This window comes from Pseudoruegeria sp. SHC-113 (genome assembly GCF_025376885.1).
In the GTDB taxonomy this organism is placed as follows: domain Bacteria; phylum Pseudomonadota; class Alphaproteobacteria; order Rhodobacterales; family Rhodobacteraceae; genus Pseudoruegeria.
In genome coordinates, this window is sequence record NZ_JAHUBR010000003.1 from 114,936 (window position 1) to 130,802 (window position 15,867).

Genomic DNA, 15,867 nt, shown 5'->3' on the forward strand with positions numbered 1-15,867 from the left:
CAGGACACCCGACCCGATGCCCGACACCCAGCAGCCCGTTCTCGATCAGCCCCGCGCCGGTCGCCTGACGATCCAATATGGCCCCGTGGCCGAGACGCAGATCACGGAAAACCCGCCGCGCTTTTCCTGGCTGCCGGTCATCGAGGACGAGGCCACCTATGTTCTGCGCATCTCCTCAGATCCGGCCTTCCCGGCGAAGAAAACGCAGCACTACGGGCCGATCGATCTGAATTTCTTCACCCCCGATGCGCCCCTCGCACCCGGCGCGCAGTATTGGGCTTATGCCGTCTGCGACCCGCAGAGCGCCGCGCCCCTGAGCGACTGGAGCGAGACCCGCAGTTTCACCATTGCCGAAGGCCTGCCCGAAACGCCCCTCGCGCCGCGCAGCAAGCGCTACGCCACCGGCACCCGCGCGCATCCGCGCCTCTGGCTCTCGCCGGAGCGGCTCGCGGAGTTCAAATCCGCCGTGGCCGAGGATGCGGGGCACTGCACATGGGATGTGTTCTACGCAGGCTCCGTGCTGCCGTGGATGGAGCGCGAGATCATGGCAGAGCCCGCAGGCTATCCGGGCCACAAGCGCGTCGCCAACATCTGGCGGCAGACCTACATCGACTGTCAGGAGCTGCTCTACGCGATCCGCCACCTCGCCATCGGTGGCAAGGTCACCGAAGACGCCGCCATGCTCGCCCGCGCCAAGGAATGGCTTCTGGCTGCAGCGGCCTGGGATCCGGCGGGCACCACTTCGCGCAGCTACACCGATGAATGGGCCTTCCGCGTGAACCTCGCGCTGGCCTGGGGCTATGACTGGCTGCACGATCAGCTCTCGGATGACGAACGCGCCACCGTGCGCGAGGCCCTGCTGGTCCGCACCCGCGAAACCGCGGACCACATCATCAAACACGCCCGTATCCACCTCTTTCCCTTCGACAGCCACGCCGTGCGTGCCGTCTCGGCGGTGCTGGTACCCGCCTCCATCGCGCTGCTGGACGAGGCCGAGGAAGCCGCCGAATGGCTGGACTACTCTGTGGAATTCCTCTCCACCGTCTATTCGCCCTGGGGCGACGCACAGGGTGGCTGGGCGGAAGGCCCGCACTACTGGATGACGGGCATGGCCTATCTGATCGATGCCGCGAACCTGCTGAAAGGCTGGGCCGGGATCGATCTGTACAAACGCCCCTTCTTCCAGGACACCGGCGACATGCCGCTTTACACCAAGGCCCCCGACACGCGCCGCGCCACCTTTGGCGACGACAGCACCATGGGCGATCTGCCCGCGGTGAAGCTGGGCTACAACCTGCGTCAGTTCGCGGGCGTCACCGGCAACGGGGCGTATCAGTGGTATTACGACGAGATCAAGCGCACCAACCCCGGCACCGAGATGGCCTTCTACAACTGGGGCTGGTGGGATTTCCGCTTCGACGAGATGCTCTACCAGAGCGATTTCCCAATCGTAGAGGCCACGCCGCCTGCGGATGAGGACTCCTTGCGCTGGTTCAAGGGCATCGGCTGGGCTGCGGTCCAGCACCGGATGCAAAGCCCCGAGGAGCATGTGCAATTCGTGTTCAAATCCTCGCCCTTCGGCTCCATCAGCCACAGTCATGGCGATCAGAACGCCTTCTGCCTCTCGGCCTTCGGCGAGGATCTGGCGATCCAGTCCGGGCATTACGTGGCCTTCAACTCCACCATGCATCAGGTCTGGCGGCGGCAGACGCAGTCCAAGAACGCGATCCTGATCAACGGCGAGGGCCAGTATGCTGGGCGCGACAAGGCGCAGGCGATGGGCTCCACCGGGCGCATCGACATCGCTGAGGATCGTGGCGATCACATCTACATCAAGGGCGACGCCACCGCCGCCTATCGCACGCTCAGCCCGGAAGTGACTCTGGCCACGCGCGAGGTCTATTTCGTGAACCGGCAGTATTTCATCTTCGTCGATAGCGTGGATGCCGAAACGCCTGTCTCCCTGCAATGGCTGCTGCATGCCAACGCGCCAATGAAGCTCGGGGCCAGCACCTTCCGCTATCAAGGCGAGCTGGCCGGCTTCTACGGCGAGGTCATCTGGTCGGAGGCCGGCAAGCCGCAGCTCACGCAGGAAACAGCCTTCCCCGGTGTCGATCCAACCGAGATCGAGGGGCTGCCCGTCAGCACAAGGCTCACCGCGAACTATCCGGAGGCCACCCGCCACCGCATCGCCACGCTTCTGGTGCCCTATCCGCTGTCAGCCCCGCGCCGCGTGTTCAGCTTCATGGATGATCAGGGCTACGACTGCGATCTCTATTTCACCGACTCCGACGACCGCTCGTTCAAGGTCGTCATCAAGAAACTCGCGGCCACAGGCATCTGACGCCCGGCCCGACCCCGTTCAATCGAAAGGAATAAAAATGAAACTTGCAGGGAAAACCGCCATCGTTACCGGTGGCGGGCGCGATATCGGCAGCGCATGCGCCAAGGCTCTGGCCGCCGAGGGTGCCAATGTTGCGATCAACTATTTCGCCTCCTCCAAGGGCGCGGATGAAACCGTCGCCGCCATCGAGGCCGCAGGCGGCAAAGCCATCGCCGTGCAGGGGGATCTGACGAAACCCGAAGGCGTGCAAGCGCTGGTGGATGCCACTGTCGCCGCCTTTGGTTCAGTGGACGTGCTGGTGAACAACTCCGGTGGGCTGATCGAGCGCAAGACGATTGCCGAGATGCCGCTCGCGCATTGGAACGCGGTGATGGATCTGAACCTCACCTCCACCTTCCTGATGATCAACGCCTGTCTTCCGCATATGAGTGAAGGCGCGATCGTGAACATCGCCAGCCAGGCTGGCCGCGATGGCGGCGGGCCGGGGGCTGTGGCCTATGCCACGTCCAAGGGCGCCGTGATGACGATGACCCGCGGCCTCGCCAAGGAGCTTGGCCCGAAGATCCGCGTCAACGCGATCTGCCCCGGCATGATCGATACCGATTTCCACAACATATTCACCAAGGATGAAGTGCGCCGCAACGTGGAGGCCGCCGCGCCGGTGAAACGTCAGGGCCTGCCGGTGGACATCGCCAACCTCGTCACCTTCCTCGCCACCGACTCCTCGGCCTTCATGACGGGCACCAACGTGGACATCAACGGCGGCATGCTGTTCAGCTGAGCGCATCCAACATCAGCCATACAGAGAGTTGAAGACATGAGCGCATTTCCCATCGTGCCAACGGGCGAGAACGTCAGCCGGCAGGTGCTGTCTGAGCGCCCCGAGTTGATGGTTGTGGCCTTCCGCTTCACGGCGGAAGGGGCCGAAGGGGCCAAGCACAACCACCCGCATGTGCAATCCACCTACGTGGAAAGCGGCCGCTTCCGCTTCTTCCTCGGCGAGGAAGAGCGCGAGGTGGGGCCGGGCGACAGTTTCGTGATCCCGCCCAACCAGATCCATGGCTGCATCTGCCTTGAGCCGGGCACGCTGATCGATTGCTTCACTCCTCGCCGGGATGATTTCCTCTAACCGGGGCCTCCCCCGGTTGTCAGACGCCCGGGCTCCCTTCGGGCGTCAAGCGGCGGCGCGAAACCTGGGCCTCGCGCCGCCGTTTTCTGTTTCAACTGCCCCTCGCCGGAGTTTGTTCCATGGCCAATCCGAAACCCGCAAGCGCGGTGCCGCTGCTGCCCGAAACGCTTGAGCGGCTGAAATCCGCCAGCACCGCCTCCATCGCGACGCTGCTCTACAAGCGCGGCTACCGGAATTGCTACGTGCAGGGGGTCAGCGCGCTTGGCGCTGCCGCGCCGCGCATGGTCGGCCCGGCCTTCACCCTGCGCTACATTCCTGCGCGGGAAGACACCGATCCGATCGAAGCCTTCCGCGAGCCCGATCACCCGCAGCGCGTGGCGGTGGAAACCTGCCCCGAAGGCCATGTGCTGGTGATGGACTGCCGTCAGGATGCCTCCGCCGCCTCCGCCGGTTCGATCCTTCTCACCCGCCTGCAGGTGCGCGGCGCGGCGGGCGTGGTGACGGACGGCGGCGTGCGCGATGCCGCCGGGGCGGCCGCGCTTGCCATGCCGGTCTACGCGGCCAAACCTTCCGCGCCGACGAACCTCACCAAGCACCACGCCGTGGACATTGATGTGCCCGTGGGCTGCGGCAGCGTTGCCGTCTATCCGGGTGACATCGTGGTGGGTGATGGCGACGGCGTGATGGTGATCCCGCGCAACCTAGCCGACGAGATCGCCGAGGAAGCCCTTGGCATGGAGCTTTACGAGGATTTCGTGCTGGAAGAAGTGCTGGCGGGCCGGGCCGTCATCGGCCTCTACCCGCCCACCGATCCTGCATCGCTTGAGCGGTTCGAAGCCTGGAAGGCCCGCCGCGCCTGATCACGCATAGCGCTCCCGCAGCAGGTTTTTCTGGACCTTGCCCATCGTGTTGCGCGGCAGGGCCTCCAGCACAACGTAGCGGCGGGGGTGCTTGAAGCGGGCGAGCTTTTCGCCCACGGCGACCTCGGTGGCCGGCAGATCGATCTCCGCCCCCGGCAGCGCCACAAGCGCGGCCACGATGGCCTCGCCGAAGTCCGCATCCGCCACGCCGAAGACGGCGCTTTCGGAAATGCCGTCCAGATCGTTAAGCACGTCCTCGACCTCCTTCGGGTAGACGTTATAGCCCCCGGTGATGATCAGATCCTTGGCGCGCCCAACGATGGAGAGGTAGCCATCAGCGCTCATCTGCCCCAGATCGCCGGTGATGAAGAAGCCGTTCTCGCGCAGCTCCTCGGCGGTCTTCTCCGGCATCTGCCAGTAGCCCGAAAACACATTCGGTCCGCGCACCTCGATCATGCCCACCTCGCCCTCCGGCACGGCCTCTCCGGTTTCCGGGTTCGTCAGGCGCACTTCCACGCCCGGCAAAGGCTGGCCCACGGTGCCCGCACGGCGCTCGCCGTCGTAGGGGTTGGAGGTGTTCATATTGGTCTCCGTCATCCCGTAGCGCTCAAGGATGCGGTGGCCAGTGCGCTCGGTGAAGGCGACATGAGTTTCGGCCAGCAAGGGCGCGCTGCCCGAGATGAAGAGCCGCATCCCGGCGGTGGCCTCTCGGGTGAGGCGCGGATCATCGAGCAGGCGGGTGTAGAAGGTCGGTACGCCCATCAGCGTCGTCGCTTGCGGTAGGGCGGAGAAGATCGCGTCCTTGTCGAAGCTGCGCAGGAAATGCACCTGTGCCCCAGCCAGAAGCGAAGTGTTGAGCGCCACGAACAGCCCGTGGGTGTGGAAAATCGGCAGCGCGTGAATGAGCGTATCGCCGGATGTGATGCGCCAGAGATCGATCAGCGCGCGGGTGTTGGAGAGCAGGTTCTCATGGCTCAGCATTGCCCCCTTGGAGCGCCCGGTGGTGCCTGAGGTATAGAGCAGCGCGGCGAGATCACCGGCCTCGCGGGCCACGGTGTCAAAGGCCTCGGGCAGGGCATCCATGCCCTCCGTCAAGCTGCCGTTGCCTTCCGCATCCAGCGTCAGGATTTGCGCGCCCACGCCTTGCGCGATGTCCGAAAGCCCCTCGGCCTGTGCCGGATCACAGACCAGCAGGCGCGGCGCGGCATCCGTCACAAAGTAGGAGACCTCCTCATGGGTGTAGGCGGTGTTGAGCGGTAGGAAGACGCCCCCGGCGCGGATCGTCGCGCCGTAGAGCATCACCATTTCCACCGATTTCTCCGCCTGCACCACCACGCGGTCGCCGGGCTTCAGCCCCGCGCGGGTCAGAGCATGGGCCATCTGTCCAACCCGGGCGATGAAGGCCCGGTAGCTCATCGGCGCGGCATCAGGGCGGGTGAACAGGGTGGCGTCATTCTCCGCGTGGGGCGCGAAGAGCGCATCGTAAAGGTGGTTTGTCATCAGGCCTGTATCCTGTTCTTCTTGTTGGTGCTGGTGAGCGTGCTCTTCACAGCCGGACTGGCGGCAATCTCGCCGGATTGCACGAAACGCTCGTGATTGCTTTCGATCATGGTCAGATCGTACTCGTAGTTCACCATGGCGCCACCGGATTGTTGCATCCCCTTGGCGCTGACATCGGCTTCCGGGTGCACCGCATGGATCCGCGCGCCGTTGCCAAGGTGGAACCGGGCCACGGGATCGCGCGGCAGGCCCTTGGCGTCTTTCGCCTCCAGCAGGTAGCGCGTGGCGATGCGGCGCAGATCTTCGGGGGCGCATTTGCCCTGACGCAGCACTTCTGCCTCGCCTTCGCGCTCGGCCTCCAGCCAGTTGCACAGGCCGGGAATGGGTGAAAGCGTGACGAAATGCTCAAGCCCCGGCAGCTCCTTGCGCAGCTCCGACACCACCTGTTTGATCAGCAGATTGCCAAAGGAGATGCCCTTGAGCCCGGCCTGACAGTTGGAGATCGAATAGAAGACGGCAACATTCGTGTCCTCGGCGGCGCGCGGCTTGCGCTCTTCGCTCAGCAGTGCCTGAATGGAGCCGGGGATCTGCATCGTCAGGGCGACTTCCACAAAGATCAGCGGCTCGCTGGGCATGGAGGGGTGGAAGAAGGCGAAGCATCGGCGATCCTGCGGGTAGAGCCTGCGGCGCAGATCGTCCCAGCCGCGAATCTCATGCACGGCCTCGTATTCGACGATCTTCTCCAGAAGGCTCGCCGGGGTTTCCCAGCTGATCGTGCGCATCATCAGGAAGCCGCGGTTGAACCAGCTGCGCAGCAGGTGGCGGAAATCCTGATCGGTGCGGGCCAGCAAAGGGGTGTCGCGCAGGGCGTCCAGCAGATCGCGGCGCATCTTCACCAGCGCCTGCGTTGCGCCCGGCGGTTGGTTGAGGCGGCGCAGCAGTTCCTGCCGGGGTGGCTCCGCGCTCACCGCGATCCGACGATAGGCGGAAGGGGTAGGCTCTGCGCGGTAGGTGGCGATGGCCTCGCTCAGGGAGTCGATGTCGATCTCCAGCCCGTCGTTGAGGAAGGCGAAGAAGGCCGCCTTCTCCTCCCGGCTCATCTGGGCGTAGCGATCCAGCACCGATTGCGCCAGTGTCGGCCCGGCCACCTCGCCCTCGGTGTCCAGAAGCGCGCGGCACATGGCCTCGACGGAGCGCGCATCGCCGCCCTTCGCGGGGCTGCGGCGGCGCTCAAACAACGTGGTGAGCATGTCGCCAAGGAAGCTGCGTTGCACCATTGCGCCGGTTATCCCAGTGCCACGGACTGGCCGGAAAGCCGCAGCGACAGCGTTAGCCCGCCTTCATTGATCAGCCAACGCCGCAGCACGAAGCTGCGCGCGCCGCTTGCGTGCATCGGATCGGCTTCGGCCAGCGCGCGGGCGGCTTCAAGTGAGTCGGCCTGGTAGATGATCAGTCCCATGCCCTCCATCAGCGCGCCGCTCTCATCGGAGACCGGCCCGGCCAGAAACAGATGGCCCGCTGCCTCCTGCTTGGCCTGATAGGCAAGGTGGGCGGGCAGGTTGGCTTTCACCTGCGCCGGATCGCCCGTAGGCGTGGACACAACGGCGTAAAGCTCATGCGCCAGCGCGCCGCGCGATTTCGCCTCGGCCTTGTAATCGTCCCATGCCGGCATCTGTAGCCTCCCATTTCAAGAAAATCGATTTTATTTGACTTGGTGAAAATTTATCGCCAAAAATGGGATCAAGCAACAGGGAGTTTCAGATGCGTTTCATCGTCGGATCCGCTGGAGGCGCGCAGAGCGTCTTCGGGGTGGAGGGCACCACCGCCGTCAATCTCAGTGCCGCCGTTGCGGGCCTTGGCAGCGATCTCTCCGCCATGGCCGCCGATCCGGCGCTGCTTGCGGAAGCGAAGGCCGCCATGGGCGGCGCGGCGACGCTCGATGTCTCCGAGATCACGCCCGCCTTGCCGATCACCGCACCGGGCACCTTCATCTGCCTCGGGCTCAACTACGTCGAGCACATCAAGGAAGGCGGCTACGACATCCCCGACTACCCGGCGCTCTTCATGCGCGGGCGCAATTCGATCATGGCGGCGGGTGCTCCCATGGTGCGGCCCAGCTGTTCGGAACGGCTGGACTACGAAGCTGAGCTTCTGCTGATCATCGGCAAGGGGGGGCGTCACATCAGCCGCGAGGACGCGCTTGATCACGTCTTTGGCTATACCGTGTTCAACGATGGCTCAGTGCGCGACTATCAGCGCAAAACGCACCAGTGGACTCCGGGCAAGAACTTCGACTCGACCGGCGCGATCGGCCCCTTCGTGGTGACGCCGGACGAGCTGCCGGAAGGCGCAAAGGGCCTGAAGATCGAAAGCCGCGTGGGCGATGAGATTCTACAATCCTCCAACACCGGCAACATGATCTGGGGTGTGGCCGACACCATCGCCATCATCTCCGAATACACCACGCTGGAGCCGGGCGATCACATCGCGCTGGGCACGCCGCCGGGTGTGGGGCACGCGAAAAAGCCCAACCCGCGCTGGCTGCGCCCGGGCGAGACCGTGGAAATCGAGATCGAAGGCATCGGCATCTGCGCGAGCCCCGTGATCGACGAAGGCGAAGCCAGCGCGAAGGCGGCGGAATGATGGGGGAGGGCGGCGATACGCTCGAAAGCCTGCGCGCCAAGGCGCAGGAAGCCGTGCGCGCGCTGCGGTCGCGCAAGGCGCGGCTGGATGAGGACTCCATCGATCTGATCCTGCGCGATGCCCGCTCGCACTACGCCTGGACGGACCGGCCCGTGAGTGACGAGATGTTGCACACGCTCTTCGAGATCACCATCGCCGGGCCGACCAGCATGAACACCTGCCCCGCGCGCTTCATCTTCGTGCGCAGCGAGGCCGGGAAGGATCGGCTGGCGAAATCGCTGAAAGCCAAGAACATCGACAAGATGCGCGCCGCGCCGGTGACAGCGATCATCGCCTGGGATCCGGCCTATTGGCAGCGGCTCGATTTCCTCTTTCCGCACGAGGATCGCAAGCCGCTGTTCGACGGCCGCCCGGACTACGCCGAGGACACCGCCTATCGCAACTCCACCCTGCAAGGCGCCTATTTCATGATCGCCGCGCGGGCGATGGGGCTCGATGTGGGGGCGATGTCGGGTTTCTCCAACGCCATCGTGGATGAAGAGTTCTTCAGCGAAAACGGCTGGAAATCCAATTTCCTGTGCAACATCGGCTACGCGGATGAAACGGCGCTGTTCCAGAAACTGCCCCGCTTCGCCTTCGGCGATGTCTGCGAGATCCTGTGAGGCGCTGATGGCAATCCGGCAGAAAACCCAGATGACGATCAAGCTGACGGGGCAGGGTACGAGCCACGCGCGCAGCGCGACGGAAATCGACGGCAACACCGTAGTAATTGACGAGCCCGTCGCGCGCGGCGGCACCAATGAGGGGCCTTCGCCGACGGCCACGGCCTATGCCGCGCTGATCGGCTGCACCAATGTGATCGGCCACAAATGCGCCCACAAATTGGGCGTGGAGATCGGCAATCTCGCCTTCGACATGGAGGTCGATTTCGACCGGCGTGGCGTGTTGCTGATGGAGGAAGTGGACGTGCCTTTTACGGCGATCCGGCTGGATGTGGCGGCCGATGGCCCCTGCAGCGAGGACCAGTTGCAACAGGTCGCGCGGGAAACGGCCAAATTCTGCGCGATCTCGAAACTCTTTGAAGCGGCAGGCACGGATCTGTCGATCACCTGGCGCAAAGCCTGACGGAAACCAGCATTCTTTGGGAGGAGACAACATGCTGAAATCAATCGTAAAAAGGGCAGGCCTTGGCCTTGCACTCAGTGTGATGGCTGTGCCGGCCATGGCCACCGAAACGATCAAGGCCGTCGTGATCGACGGCTACCCGGCGCGCGCGCTCTGGGTGAAGGAGTTCACCGACTTCTTCATCCCCGAAGTGGACAAGCGCCTTGCCGAAACCGGCAACTACCAGATGGACTGGCAGGAGAGCTACGGCGGCACCATCGTGAAGCCCAAGGGCGTTCTCGAAGGCATCAAGCTGGGGCTGGGCGACATCGGCATCGTCACGACGATCTTCCACAACTCCAAACTGCCGAGCCAGGCGCTCTCTGCCGTGACGCCTTTCGTCTCCGCCGATGCGCGCGCCGTGGCCAAGGCCGTGGACGAGATCGCCAAGGAATACCCGGCGATGCAGGCGGAGTTTGACGCGCAGAACCAAGTCTACCTCGCCACCGGAGTGGTGTTGGACACCTATCAGGTCTTCTCCCGCGAGCAGGTGAATTCGCTGGCCGATCTGGAAGGCTCCAAAGTGGCGGGTGCGGGGATGAACCTGCGGTATCTGGAAGGCATCGAGGGCGCGGCCGGCGTGCGCGGCGGCCTGACTGATTTCTACAACATGGTGCAGACCGGGCTGGTGGATCACGCCATGCTCTGGCCGGAAGCCGCCTCCACCTTCAAGATCGCCGAGGTTGCCCCCTTCATGCTGAAGGCCGACCTGGGCGCGGTGAACTCCAAGACGATCACCGTCAACAAGGACTACTGGGAAAAGCTGCCCGACGAGGTGAAGGAAACCCTTCAGGAAGTGGCCGTGGCCTATCGTGATCATGTGGCCGGGATCGCCATGGACAAGGCGCAGGCCAGCCGCGATGCCTATGTGGCCGCCGGGGGTACCATTGTGGAGATGAGCGCGGAAGAGCGCGCGGCCTGGGCCAACGCGATGCCCAACATCGCCGCCGAATGGGCCAAGGGGCTGGATGATGCCGGCCAGCCCGGCACCGAGATGCTGCAGGCCTATATGGCCAAGCTGAAGGATGCGGGCTTCGAGCCGGTGCGGGATTGGTCCGCCGAAGCGGCCACCAACTGAGCCGGCGCGCAAGGTGACGTGGTTTGCCAAACTTGCCGGGGGCATCGCCATGGCGGCGAATGCCACCGGCACCCTCGTGGTCGTCGGCCTCATCGCGGTGGTCAACTACGACATCATCGCGCGTGGCTTGTTCAACAAGCCCTTCCTCGGCGCGGTCGAAGTGGTGCAATTCTCCATGGTGCTGATCGTGTTCCTGCAACTGCCCGACGTGATCCGCGTGGGCCGGCTCACCCGGTCTGACGGCTTTCTCACGGTGCTGCGCAGCCGCCGCCCCAAAGGCGGGCGCTGGCTGGCCAACGGGATCGACATGATGAGCGCGGCCTTCATGATCCTCGTCGCCGTGGCGATCTGGCCGGAGTTCCGCGAGATGTGGGCAACCAAGGATTACTTCGGGGTGCCCGGCGTTTTCACCGCGCCATGGTGGCCTGTGAAGCTCGTGATCTTCCTATCGGCTTGCCTCTGCACCGTGCATTTCATCCTGCACATCTTCACAAGAACGGGGGATAGCGCCCCGCATCAGGAAAGCGGCTCATGACGCCCATTGATATCGGCCTGATCTCGATCGTCGCCATCATCGTGATGATCTATCTGGGCGTCTATATTCCCATCGCGCTGGGCATGGTCAGCTTTCTGGCCATCTGGGCCATGCGCGGCAACGTGGATCTCTCTTTCGCGCTGCTGAAGATCGCCATTGGCGACAGCGCGATGGAATACACCTTCGCCACCATCCCGCTGTTTACGTTCATGGGGCTCATCGTTTCAAAAGCGGGGCTCGGGGCGGATATCTATTCGGTGATGAACCAAGGCTGCCGCCGCATCACCGGCGGGATCGGCATGGCGACGGTGGGGGCGAATGCAGTCTTCGCCGCCGTCACCGGCTCCTCCATCGCCTCGGCCTCCGTCTTTTCCAAGATGAGTGTGCCCGAGATGCTGCGGCAGGAGTACAACCCGCGCTTCGCCGTCGGCGTGGTGGCGGGCTCCTCGGTGCTGGGGATGATCATCCCGCCTTCGGCGATGCTGATCATCTATTCCTTCGTGGCCGAGCAATCCGTGGGTGAGATGTTCCTCGCCGGCGTCGTGCCGGGCATCCTTCTGGCCATCGCCTATGTGGCCGCCATCTGGTTCATGGGCCGCTTCATGCCGCGCGCCGTGGGCGGGCGGATCATCGAGCAGGACGATCTGATGAGCTGGGGCGAGATCGCCGGGAAAACCCTGCCCATCCTGGCGCTGATCGTGGTGGTTCTGGGCGGCATCTACACCGGCTGGACAACGCCCGTGGAGGCCGGCGCCGCCGGATCTGCCATCGGCATCCTGATCGCCGCTGTTCGCCGCCGGATCAACCTGCGCTCTTTCTGGGAAACCGTGATCGAGACGGGCCATATCACCGCTGCCATCCTCTTCCTGATCACCGCCGCCTCGATGTATGCGCGTATGCTCGGCATCGCAGGCCTGCCGAACGAGCTGCAGAGCATCCTCGCCGCCAACGATTTCTCCTTCTTCTGGATCATGGTGCTGCTTGTTGTGCTGATGCTCTTCCTCGGCACGATCCTTGATACCGCCTCGATCATCCTGATCGTGGTGCCGCTCTTCCTGCCGCTGATCGACGACATGGGCCTCAGCCTTGTCTGGTTCGGCATCGTCGCCGTCGTCGCTGCCGAGATCGGGCTGCTCACCCCGCCACTGGGCCTGAGCTGCTTCGTCATCAAGGCCACGCTGGATGATGACCGCATCGCCCTGAAGGACGTGTTCCTCGGCGCGCTGCCCTTTGCCTTCGTCATGCTGCTGGTGCTGATCCTGCTGATCCGCTTCCCGGCGCTCAGCCTTGCCATTCTGAACTAAAAAGGGGGAAACCCGATGCGGGACGTCACCGCCGACAATATCACCGATGTCTTCATGGGCTACATGGGCGAAGGGATCGACCCGCGCCTGAAGGAAGTACTCTCGAGCCTCGTCACCCATCTGCACGCCTTCGCCCGCGAGGTGAAGCTGACCCACGAGGAGTGGAATCAGGGCATCGCCTTTCTGGAGGCCGCCGGGGCGATTTCCGACAAGGAACGCCACGAGTTCGTGCTGCTATCCGACGTGTTGGGGCTCTCCTCGCTCGTTGACATGCTGCATTCGCGCCCGGAAGGCACCTCTTCCTCGGTGCTGGGGCCGTTTCATATCTCCGGCTCCCCGCCGCTCGCGGTGGGGGCGGACCTGCGCAAGGATTTCGACGCGCCGGTGCTGCTCGCGGAAGGCATCGTGAAGGATCCCGCCGGAAACCCGATCCCCGGCGCGACGCTCGACATCTGGCAGACCGCGCCCAACGGGCTTTACTCCAGCCAGGACCCGGATCAGGACACCTATTCCTTCCACGGGTTGCAGACGGTGGGGGAAGACGGCCGCTACGCTTTCACCTCGGTGCGTCCGGTGGAATACACGGTGCCTTCCGACGGCCCGGTGGGCGACATCCTGCGCGCCTGTGGCCGCCACCCGTGGCGTCCTTCGCACCTGCATTTCATCGTGGAGGCCGAAGGCTTCCGCCCGCTGGTGACGGAGGTCTTCCCGGAAGACGATCCCTATCTCGATCAGGACACCGTCTTCGGTGTGCGCAAGGATTTGGTGATGCGCTACGAGGACATGCCCGCTGGCAGCTTCCCGGCGGAAGGCTTCGAGCTGTCGGGAAAGGTGGGCGATCCCTACCTCAAAGTCCGTTTCGACCTGACACTGGTGCCTTTGGACTAGGCTCTCGCCGGGCGGCCTAGCCGCCCGCGCGTGCTGCCGCGGGAAGGGTGCCTTCGTCGATCAGCCCGGCAAGGAAAGCGCCCGTTTTGCGGTAATGCGCCAGCAGCCGTTCGCTGGCCAGATCCGCATCCCGCGCCACGGCGGCGGCGAGGATGCCGGAATGCTCGTCCACCACGTCCCGCTTCTTGTAGTTCAGCGCGCTGCCCGCAAGAAACCGGTAGCGGATGTTGAGATCGTAAAGCTGGGAGCAGAATTTCTTGAGGATTGGCGAGGGGGCCGCTGCCAGAAGCGCCATGTGGAACTCCTTGTGGCGATCCTCGAAGGCCGGATCTTTCGCGTCGCGGGCGCGCTGCATCCGGTGATGGGCCAGCACCGCGCGTTCCTCCCACGCGTCATCAGCAGCCGCGAGGCTGGCCCGCAGCGCCAGATCCTCCAGCGTGCAGCGCAGCATCAGAATCTCATCAAAATTCTGCGCACTCACCTCGGCGGTGCGAAAGCCGCGCTGGTCGATCCGCTCCACGAGGTTGTCGGAGACCAGAAGGCTCAGGGCCTCGCGCACCGGGGACGCGCCGGTGTCCAGCCGCTGCCGCATCCCGTCGATCTTCAGCTTCTCGCCGGGTTTTAGATCGCCCGTCACGATCATGCGGCGCATGGCTTCATAGGCCTGCTGTGTGGCAGAGGCCTCGCCCTTGCGGCTGTCGATATCGGCAATCGGCATAGCTGCCCCTCCCCTGGTGCACCGCGACCCGCCCGCAGTGCGGGCCCCTGAACAGAATATCGCGAAATCTCTACCAGAAGATATAAAAATCGATTTTATTCAATCAAGGAAAAACCGCGCCCAACCGGGCGCGGTCTCAGAGGATCCGGCCCCAGAGATCGTATTCTCCGGCCTCATCGACCTCCACCTTAAGGATCTGGCCCGGCGCCAGCGCCGCGTGGCCCTCATCGATGAAAAGGTTGCCGTCGATCTCGGGTGCATCCGCCATGGTTCGGCAGGTGGCGGCATCTTCGTCCACCTCATCCACGATCACCCAAAGCTGCTTGCCGACCTTGGCTTCCAGCTTGGCCTCGGAAATCTCCTGCGCCTTGGCCATGAAGCGCTCCCAGCGCGCCTGCTTCACCTCTTCAGTCACGTGATCGGGCAGCGCATTGGAGCGCGCGCCATCGACGTTTTCGTATTTGAAGCAGCCGACGCGATCCAGTTGCGCTTCGTCCATCCAGTCGAGCAGGTGCTGGAACTCCGCTTCCGTCTCGCCCGGATAGCCAACGATGAAGGTCGAGCGCAGGGTGATATCGGGGCAAATCTCGCGCCATGCGGCGATCTCTTCCAGGGTCTTGGAGCCCGCTGCCGGGCGCGCCATGCGGCGCAGCACGTCGGGGTGGGAATGCTGGAAGGGGATGTCGAGATAGGGCAGCAGGCCGCGGCCTTTTTCCGCGGTTTCCGCCATCAGCGGGATCAGATCGCGCACATGGGGATAGGGGTAGACGTAATGCAGCCGCGTCCATGCATCGAGCTTGCCCAACTCGCGCGAGAGATCGAGGATATGGCTGCGCACCTCGCCATCCTTCCACGGATGCGGGCTGTATTTGCGATCCAGCCCATAGGCCGAAGTGTCCTGCGAGATGATCAGAAGCTCGTTCACCCCGGCCTCGACAAGCTTTTCGGCCTCGCGCAGCACCGCGTGGGCGGGGCGGGAGGCAAGCTTGCCGCGCATGTCGGGGATGATGCAGAACTTGCACTTGTGGTTACAGCCCTCGGAAATCTTCACATAGCTGTAATGGCGCGGCGTGAGCGACACGCCCGTTGCCGGCAGCAGATCGATGAAGGGATCGGGCGCAGGCGGCACCACGCCGTGCACGGCGTCGAGCACCTGCTCGTATTGATGCGGGCCGGTCACGGCCATCACCGAAGGGTGCGTGCCGCGGATGTAATCCTCTTCCGCGCCGAGGCAGCCCGTCACGATCACCTTGCCGTTTTCCTTCAGCGCTTCGCCGATGGCTTCAAGGCTCTCGGCCTTGGCGGAATCCAGAAAGCCGCAGGTGTTCACGATCACCGCATCCGCGCCGCCGTAGTCGGGCGAGATCGCGTAGCCTTCCGCGCGCAGCCTTGTGAGGATGCGCTCGCTGTCCACCAGCGCTTTCGGGCAGCCGAGGCTCACCATGCCGATCGTCGGCTGGCCATCGCGCGCGCTGTCGCTGATGCGGGCTTTGGGCGCGATGTCGGGGCGCAGGGAGGGCGGGTTCGTGGAGCTCATGGGCAGATCTCGGCGGGCTGAGGAGGCGGCTTGCGACAAGCGCCTTTCTTTACGGCAAGGTGGCTCCCTCAGCAAGGCTTGCTTGGCCATGACGCAGCGCGCGGATCAGCGGATCAACCTGAGGTGGTGCGGCCTTGCCAGACTCAGGGCGCGGTCTGCATACTGGC

16 protein-coding genes are annotated in these 15,867 nt (G+C 64.2%); 11 read left to right on the forward strand and 5 right to left on the reverse strand.

Going from position 1 to position 15,867, the window contains the following annotated elements:
• The first annotated feature begins 16 nt into the window (after positions 1 to 16).
• From KVX96_RS16785 to KVX96_RS16800, 4 genes are all read left to right on the forward strand, one after another.
• On the forward strand, positions 17 to 2,344 hold the full coding sequence (locus KVX96_RS16785; RefSeq protein ID WP_261195913.1) for a DUF4962 domain-containing protein: 2,328 nt from the start codon (positions 17 to 19) through the stop codon (positions 2,342 to 2,344).
• A 37-nt stretch (positions 2,345 to 2,381) separates the two neighbouring features.
• On the forward strand, positions 2,382 to 3,125 hold the full coding sequence (locus KVX96_RS16790) for an SDR family NAD(P)-dependent oxidoreductase (RefSeq protein ID WP_261195915.1): 744 nt from the start codon (positions 2,382 to 2,384) through the stop codon (positions 3,123 to 3,125).
• A 36-nt stretch (positions 3,126 to 3,161) separates the two neighbouring features.
• Positions 3,162 to 3,473 carry a cupin domain-containing protein gene (locus KVX96_RS16795; RefSeq protein ID WP_261195917.1) on the forward strand — a complete coding sequence of 104 codons (312 nt, stop codon included), beginning with the start codon at positions 3,162 to 3,164 and terminating at the stop codon, positions 3,471 to 3,473.
• Positions 3,474 to 3,592: 119 nt separating this feature from the next.
• Entirely contained in the window at positions 3,593 to 4,333 is a 741-nt protein-coding gene (locus tag KVX96_RS16800) for a ribonuclease activity regulator RraA (protein ID WP_261195919.1), read from the forward strand.
• Here KVX96_RS16800 and KVX96_RS16805 read toward each other — a convergent pair whose 3' ends face one another.
• The 3 genes from KVX96_RS16805 to KVX96_RS16815 are packed head-to-tail and all read right to left on the reverse strand — an operon-like array spanning position 4,334 to position 7,505.
• On the reverse strand, positions 4,334 to 5,833 hold the full coding sequence (locus KVX96_RS16805; protein ID WP_261195920.1) for a malonate--CoA ligase: 1,500 nt from the start codon (positions 5,831 to 5,833) through the stop codon (positions 4,334 to 4,336).
• On the reverse strand, positions 5,833 to 7,110 hold the full coding sequence (locus tag KVX96_RS16810; RefSeq protein WP_261195921.1) for a malonyl-CoA decarboxylase: 1,278 nt from the start codon (positions 7,108 to 7,110) through the stop codon (positions 5,833 to 5,835). The genes KVX96_RS16805 and KVX96_RS16810 overlap by 1 nt, the downstream gene beginning before the upstream one ends.
• Before the next feature lie 8 nt (positions 7,111 to 7,118).
• Positions 7,119 to 7,505, reverse strand: coding sequence for a YciI family protein (locus KVX96_RS16815; protein ID WP_261195922.1), 387 nt, complete (start codon positions 7,503 to 7,505; stop codon positions 7,119 to 7,121).
• Between the two features lie 89 nt (positions 7,506 to 7,594).
• Here KVX96_RS16815 and KVX96_RS16820 point away from each other — a divergent pair, with 89 nt between their 5' ends.
• The 7 genes from KVX96_RS16820 to KVX96_RS16850 are packed head-to-tail and all read left to right on the forward strand — an operon-like array spanning position 7,595 to position 13,445.
• Positions 7,595 to 8,476, forward strand: a complete 882-nt coding sequence (locus KVX96_RS16820) for a fumarylacetoacetate hydrolase family protein (protein WP_261195923.1) — start codon at positions 7,595 to 7,597, stop codon at positions 8,474 to 8,476.
• Complete coding sequence (locus KVX96_RS16825; protein ID WP_261195924.1) at positions 8,473 to 9,138, forward strand: malonic semialdehyde reductase; 666 nt, start codon at positions 8,473 to 8,475, stop codon at positions 9,136 to 9,138. The genes KVX96_RS16820 and KVX96_RS16825 overlap by 4 nt, the downstream gene beginning before the upstream one ends.
• A 7-nt stretch (positions 9,139 to 9,145) precedes the next feature.
• A complete protein-coding gene (locus KVX96_RS16830) occupies positions 9,146 to 9,601 on the forward strand; it encodes an OsmC family protein (RefSeq protein ID WP_261195925.1) in 456 nt (151 codons plus the stop codon).
• Between the two features lie 31 nt (positions 9,602 to 9,632).
• Positions 9,633 to 10,718 (forward strand): C4-dicarboxylate TRAP transporter substrate-binding protein, encoded by a 1,086-nt coding sequence (locus KVX96_RS16835; RefSeq protein ID WP_261195926.1) that lies wholly within the window; start codon positions 9,633 to 9,635, stop codon positions 10,716 to 10,718.
• Between the two features lie 13 nt (positions 10,719 to 10,731).
• Complete coding sequence (locus KVX96_RS16840; RefSeq protein ID WP_261195927.1) at positions 10,732 to 11,253, forward strand: TRAP transporter small permease subunit; 522 nt, start codon at positions 10,732 to 10,734, stop codon at positions 11,251 to 11,253.
• On the forward strand, positions 11,250 to 12,557 hold the full coding sequence (locus KVX96_RS16845) for a TRAP transporter large permease (protein ID WP_261195928.1): 1,308 nt from the start codon (positions 11,250 to 11,252) through the stop codon (positions 12,555 to 12,557). The genes KVX96_RS16840 and KVX96_RS16845 overlap by 4 nt, the downstream gene beginning before the upstream one ends.
• A gap of 15 nt (positions 12,558 to 12,572) precedes the next feature.
• A complete protein-coding gene (locus KVX96_RS16850; protein ID WP_261195929.1) occupies positions 12,573 to 13,445 on the forward strand; it encodes a dioxygenase in 873 nt (290 codons plus the stop codon).
• A gap of 16 nt (positions 13,446 to 13,461) precedes the next feature.
• Here the strand turns inward: KVX96_RS16850 and KVX96_RS16855 are convergent, their stop codons facing one another.
• Together KVX96_RS16855 and rimO are read right to left on the reverse strand one after the other, a co-directional pair.
• Positions 13,462 to 14,163: a GntR family transcriptional regulator gene (locus tag KVX96_RS16855; protein ID WP_261195930.1), complete on the reverse strand. Its 702-nt coding sequence runs from the start codon at positions 14,161 to 14,163 to the stop codon at positions 13,462 to 13,464.
• A 136-nt stretch (positions 14,164 to 14,299) separates the two neighbouring features.
• On the reverse strand, positions 14,300 to 15,700 hold the full coding sequence (rimO, locus tag KVX96_RS16860; protein ID WP_261195931.1) for a 30S ribosomal protein S12 methylthiotransferase RimO: 1,401 nt from the start codon (positions 15,698 to 15,700) through the stop codon (positions 14,300 to 14,302).
• Between the last annotated feature and the right edge of the window lie 167 nt (positions 15,701 to 15,867).

Coding starts and splice junctions, on each gene's coding strand:
- KVX96_RS16785 (WP_261195913.1), top strand. CDS start 17: ATGCCCGACACCCAGCAGCCCGTTCTCGATCAGCCCCGCGCCGGTCGC.
- KVX96_RS16790 (WP_261195915.1), top strand. CDS start 2,382: ATGAAACTTGCAGGGAAAACCGCCATCGTTACCGGTGGCGGGCGCGAT.
- KVX96_RS16795 (WP_261195917.1), top strand. CDS start 3,162: ATGAGCGCATTTCCCATCGTGCCAACGGGCGAGAACGTCAGCCGGCAG.
- KVX96_RS16800 (WP_261195919.1), top strand. CDS start 3,593: ATGGCCAATCCGAAACCCGCAAGCGCGGTGCCGCTGCTGCCCGAAACG.
- KVX96_RS16805 (WP_261195920.1), bottom strand. CDS start 5,833: ATGACAAACCACCTTTACGATGCGCTCTTCGCGCCCCACGCGGAGAAT.
- KVX96_RS16810 (WP_261195921.1), bottom strand. CDS start 7,110: ATGGTGCAACGCAGCTTCCTTGGCGACATGCTCACCACGTTGTTTGAG.
- KVX96_RS16815 (WP_261195922.1), bottom strand. CDS start 7,505: ATGCCGGCATGGGACGATTACAAGGCCGAGGCGAAATCGCGCGGCGCG.
- KVX96_RS16820 (WP_261195923.1), top strand. CDS start 7,595: ATGCGTTTCATCGTCGGATCCGCTGGAGGCGCGCAGAGCGTCTTCGGG.
- KVX96_RS16825 (WP_261195924.1), top strand. CDS start 8,473: ATGATGGGGGAGGGCGGCGATACGCTCGAAAGCCTGCGCGCCAAGGCG.
- KVX96_RS16830 (WP_261195925.1), top strand. CDS start 9,146: ATGGCAATCCGGCAGAAAACCCAGATGACGATCAAGCTGACGGGGCAG.
- KVX96_RS16835 (WP_261195926.1), top strand. CDS start 9,633: ATGCTGAAATCAATCGTAAAAAGGGCAGGCCTTGGCCTTGCACTCAGT.
- KVX96_RS16845 (WP_261195928.1), top strand. CDS start 11,250: ATGACGCCCATTGATATCGGCCTGATCTCGATCGTCGCCATCATCGTG.
- KVX96_RS16850 (WP_261195929.1), top strand. CDS start 12,573: ATGCGGGACGTCACCGCCGACAATATCACCGATGTCTTCATGGGCTAC.
- KVX96_RS16855 (WP_261195930.1), bottom strand. CDS start 14,163: ATGCCGATTGCCGATATCGACAGCCGCAAGGGCGAGGCCTCTGCCACA.
- rimO (WP_261195931.1), bottom strand. CDS start 15,700: ATGAGCTCCACGAACCCGCCCTCCCTGCGCCCCGACATCGCGCCCAAA.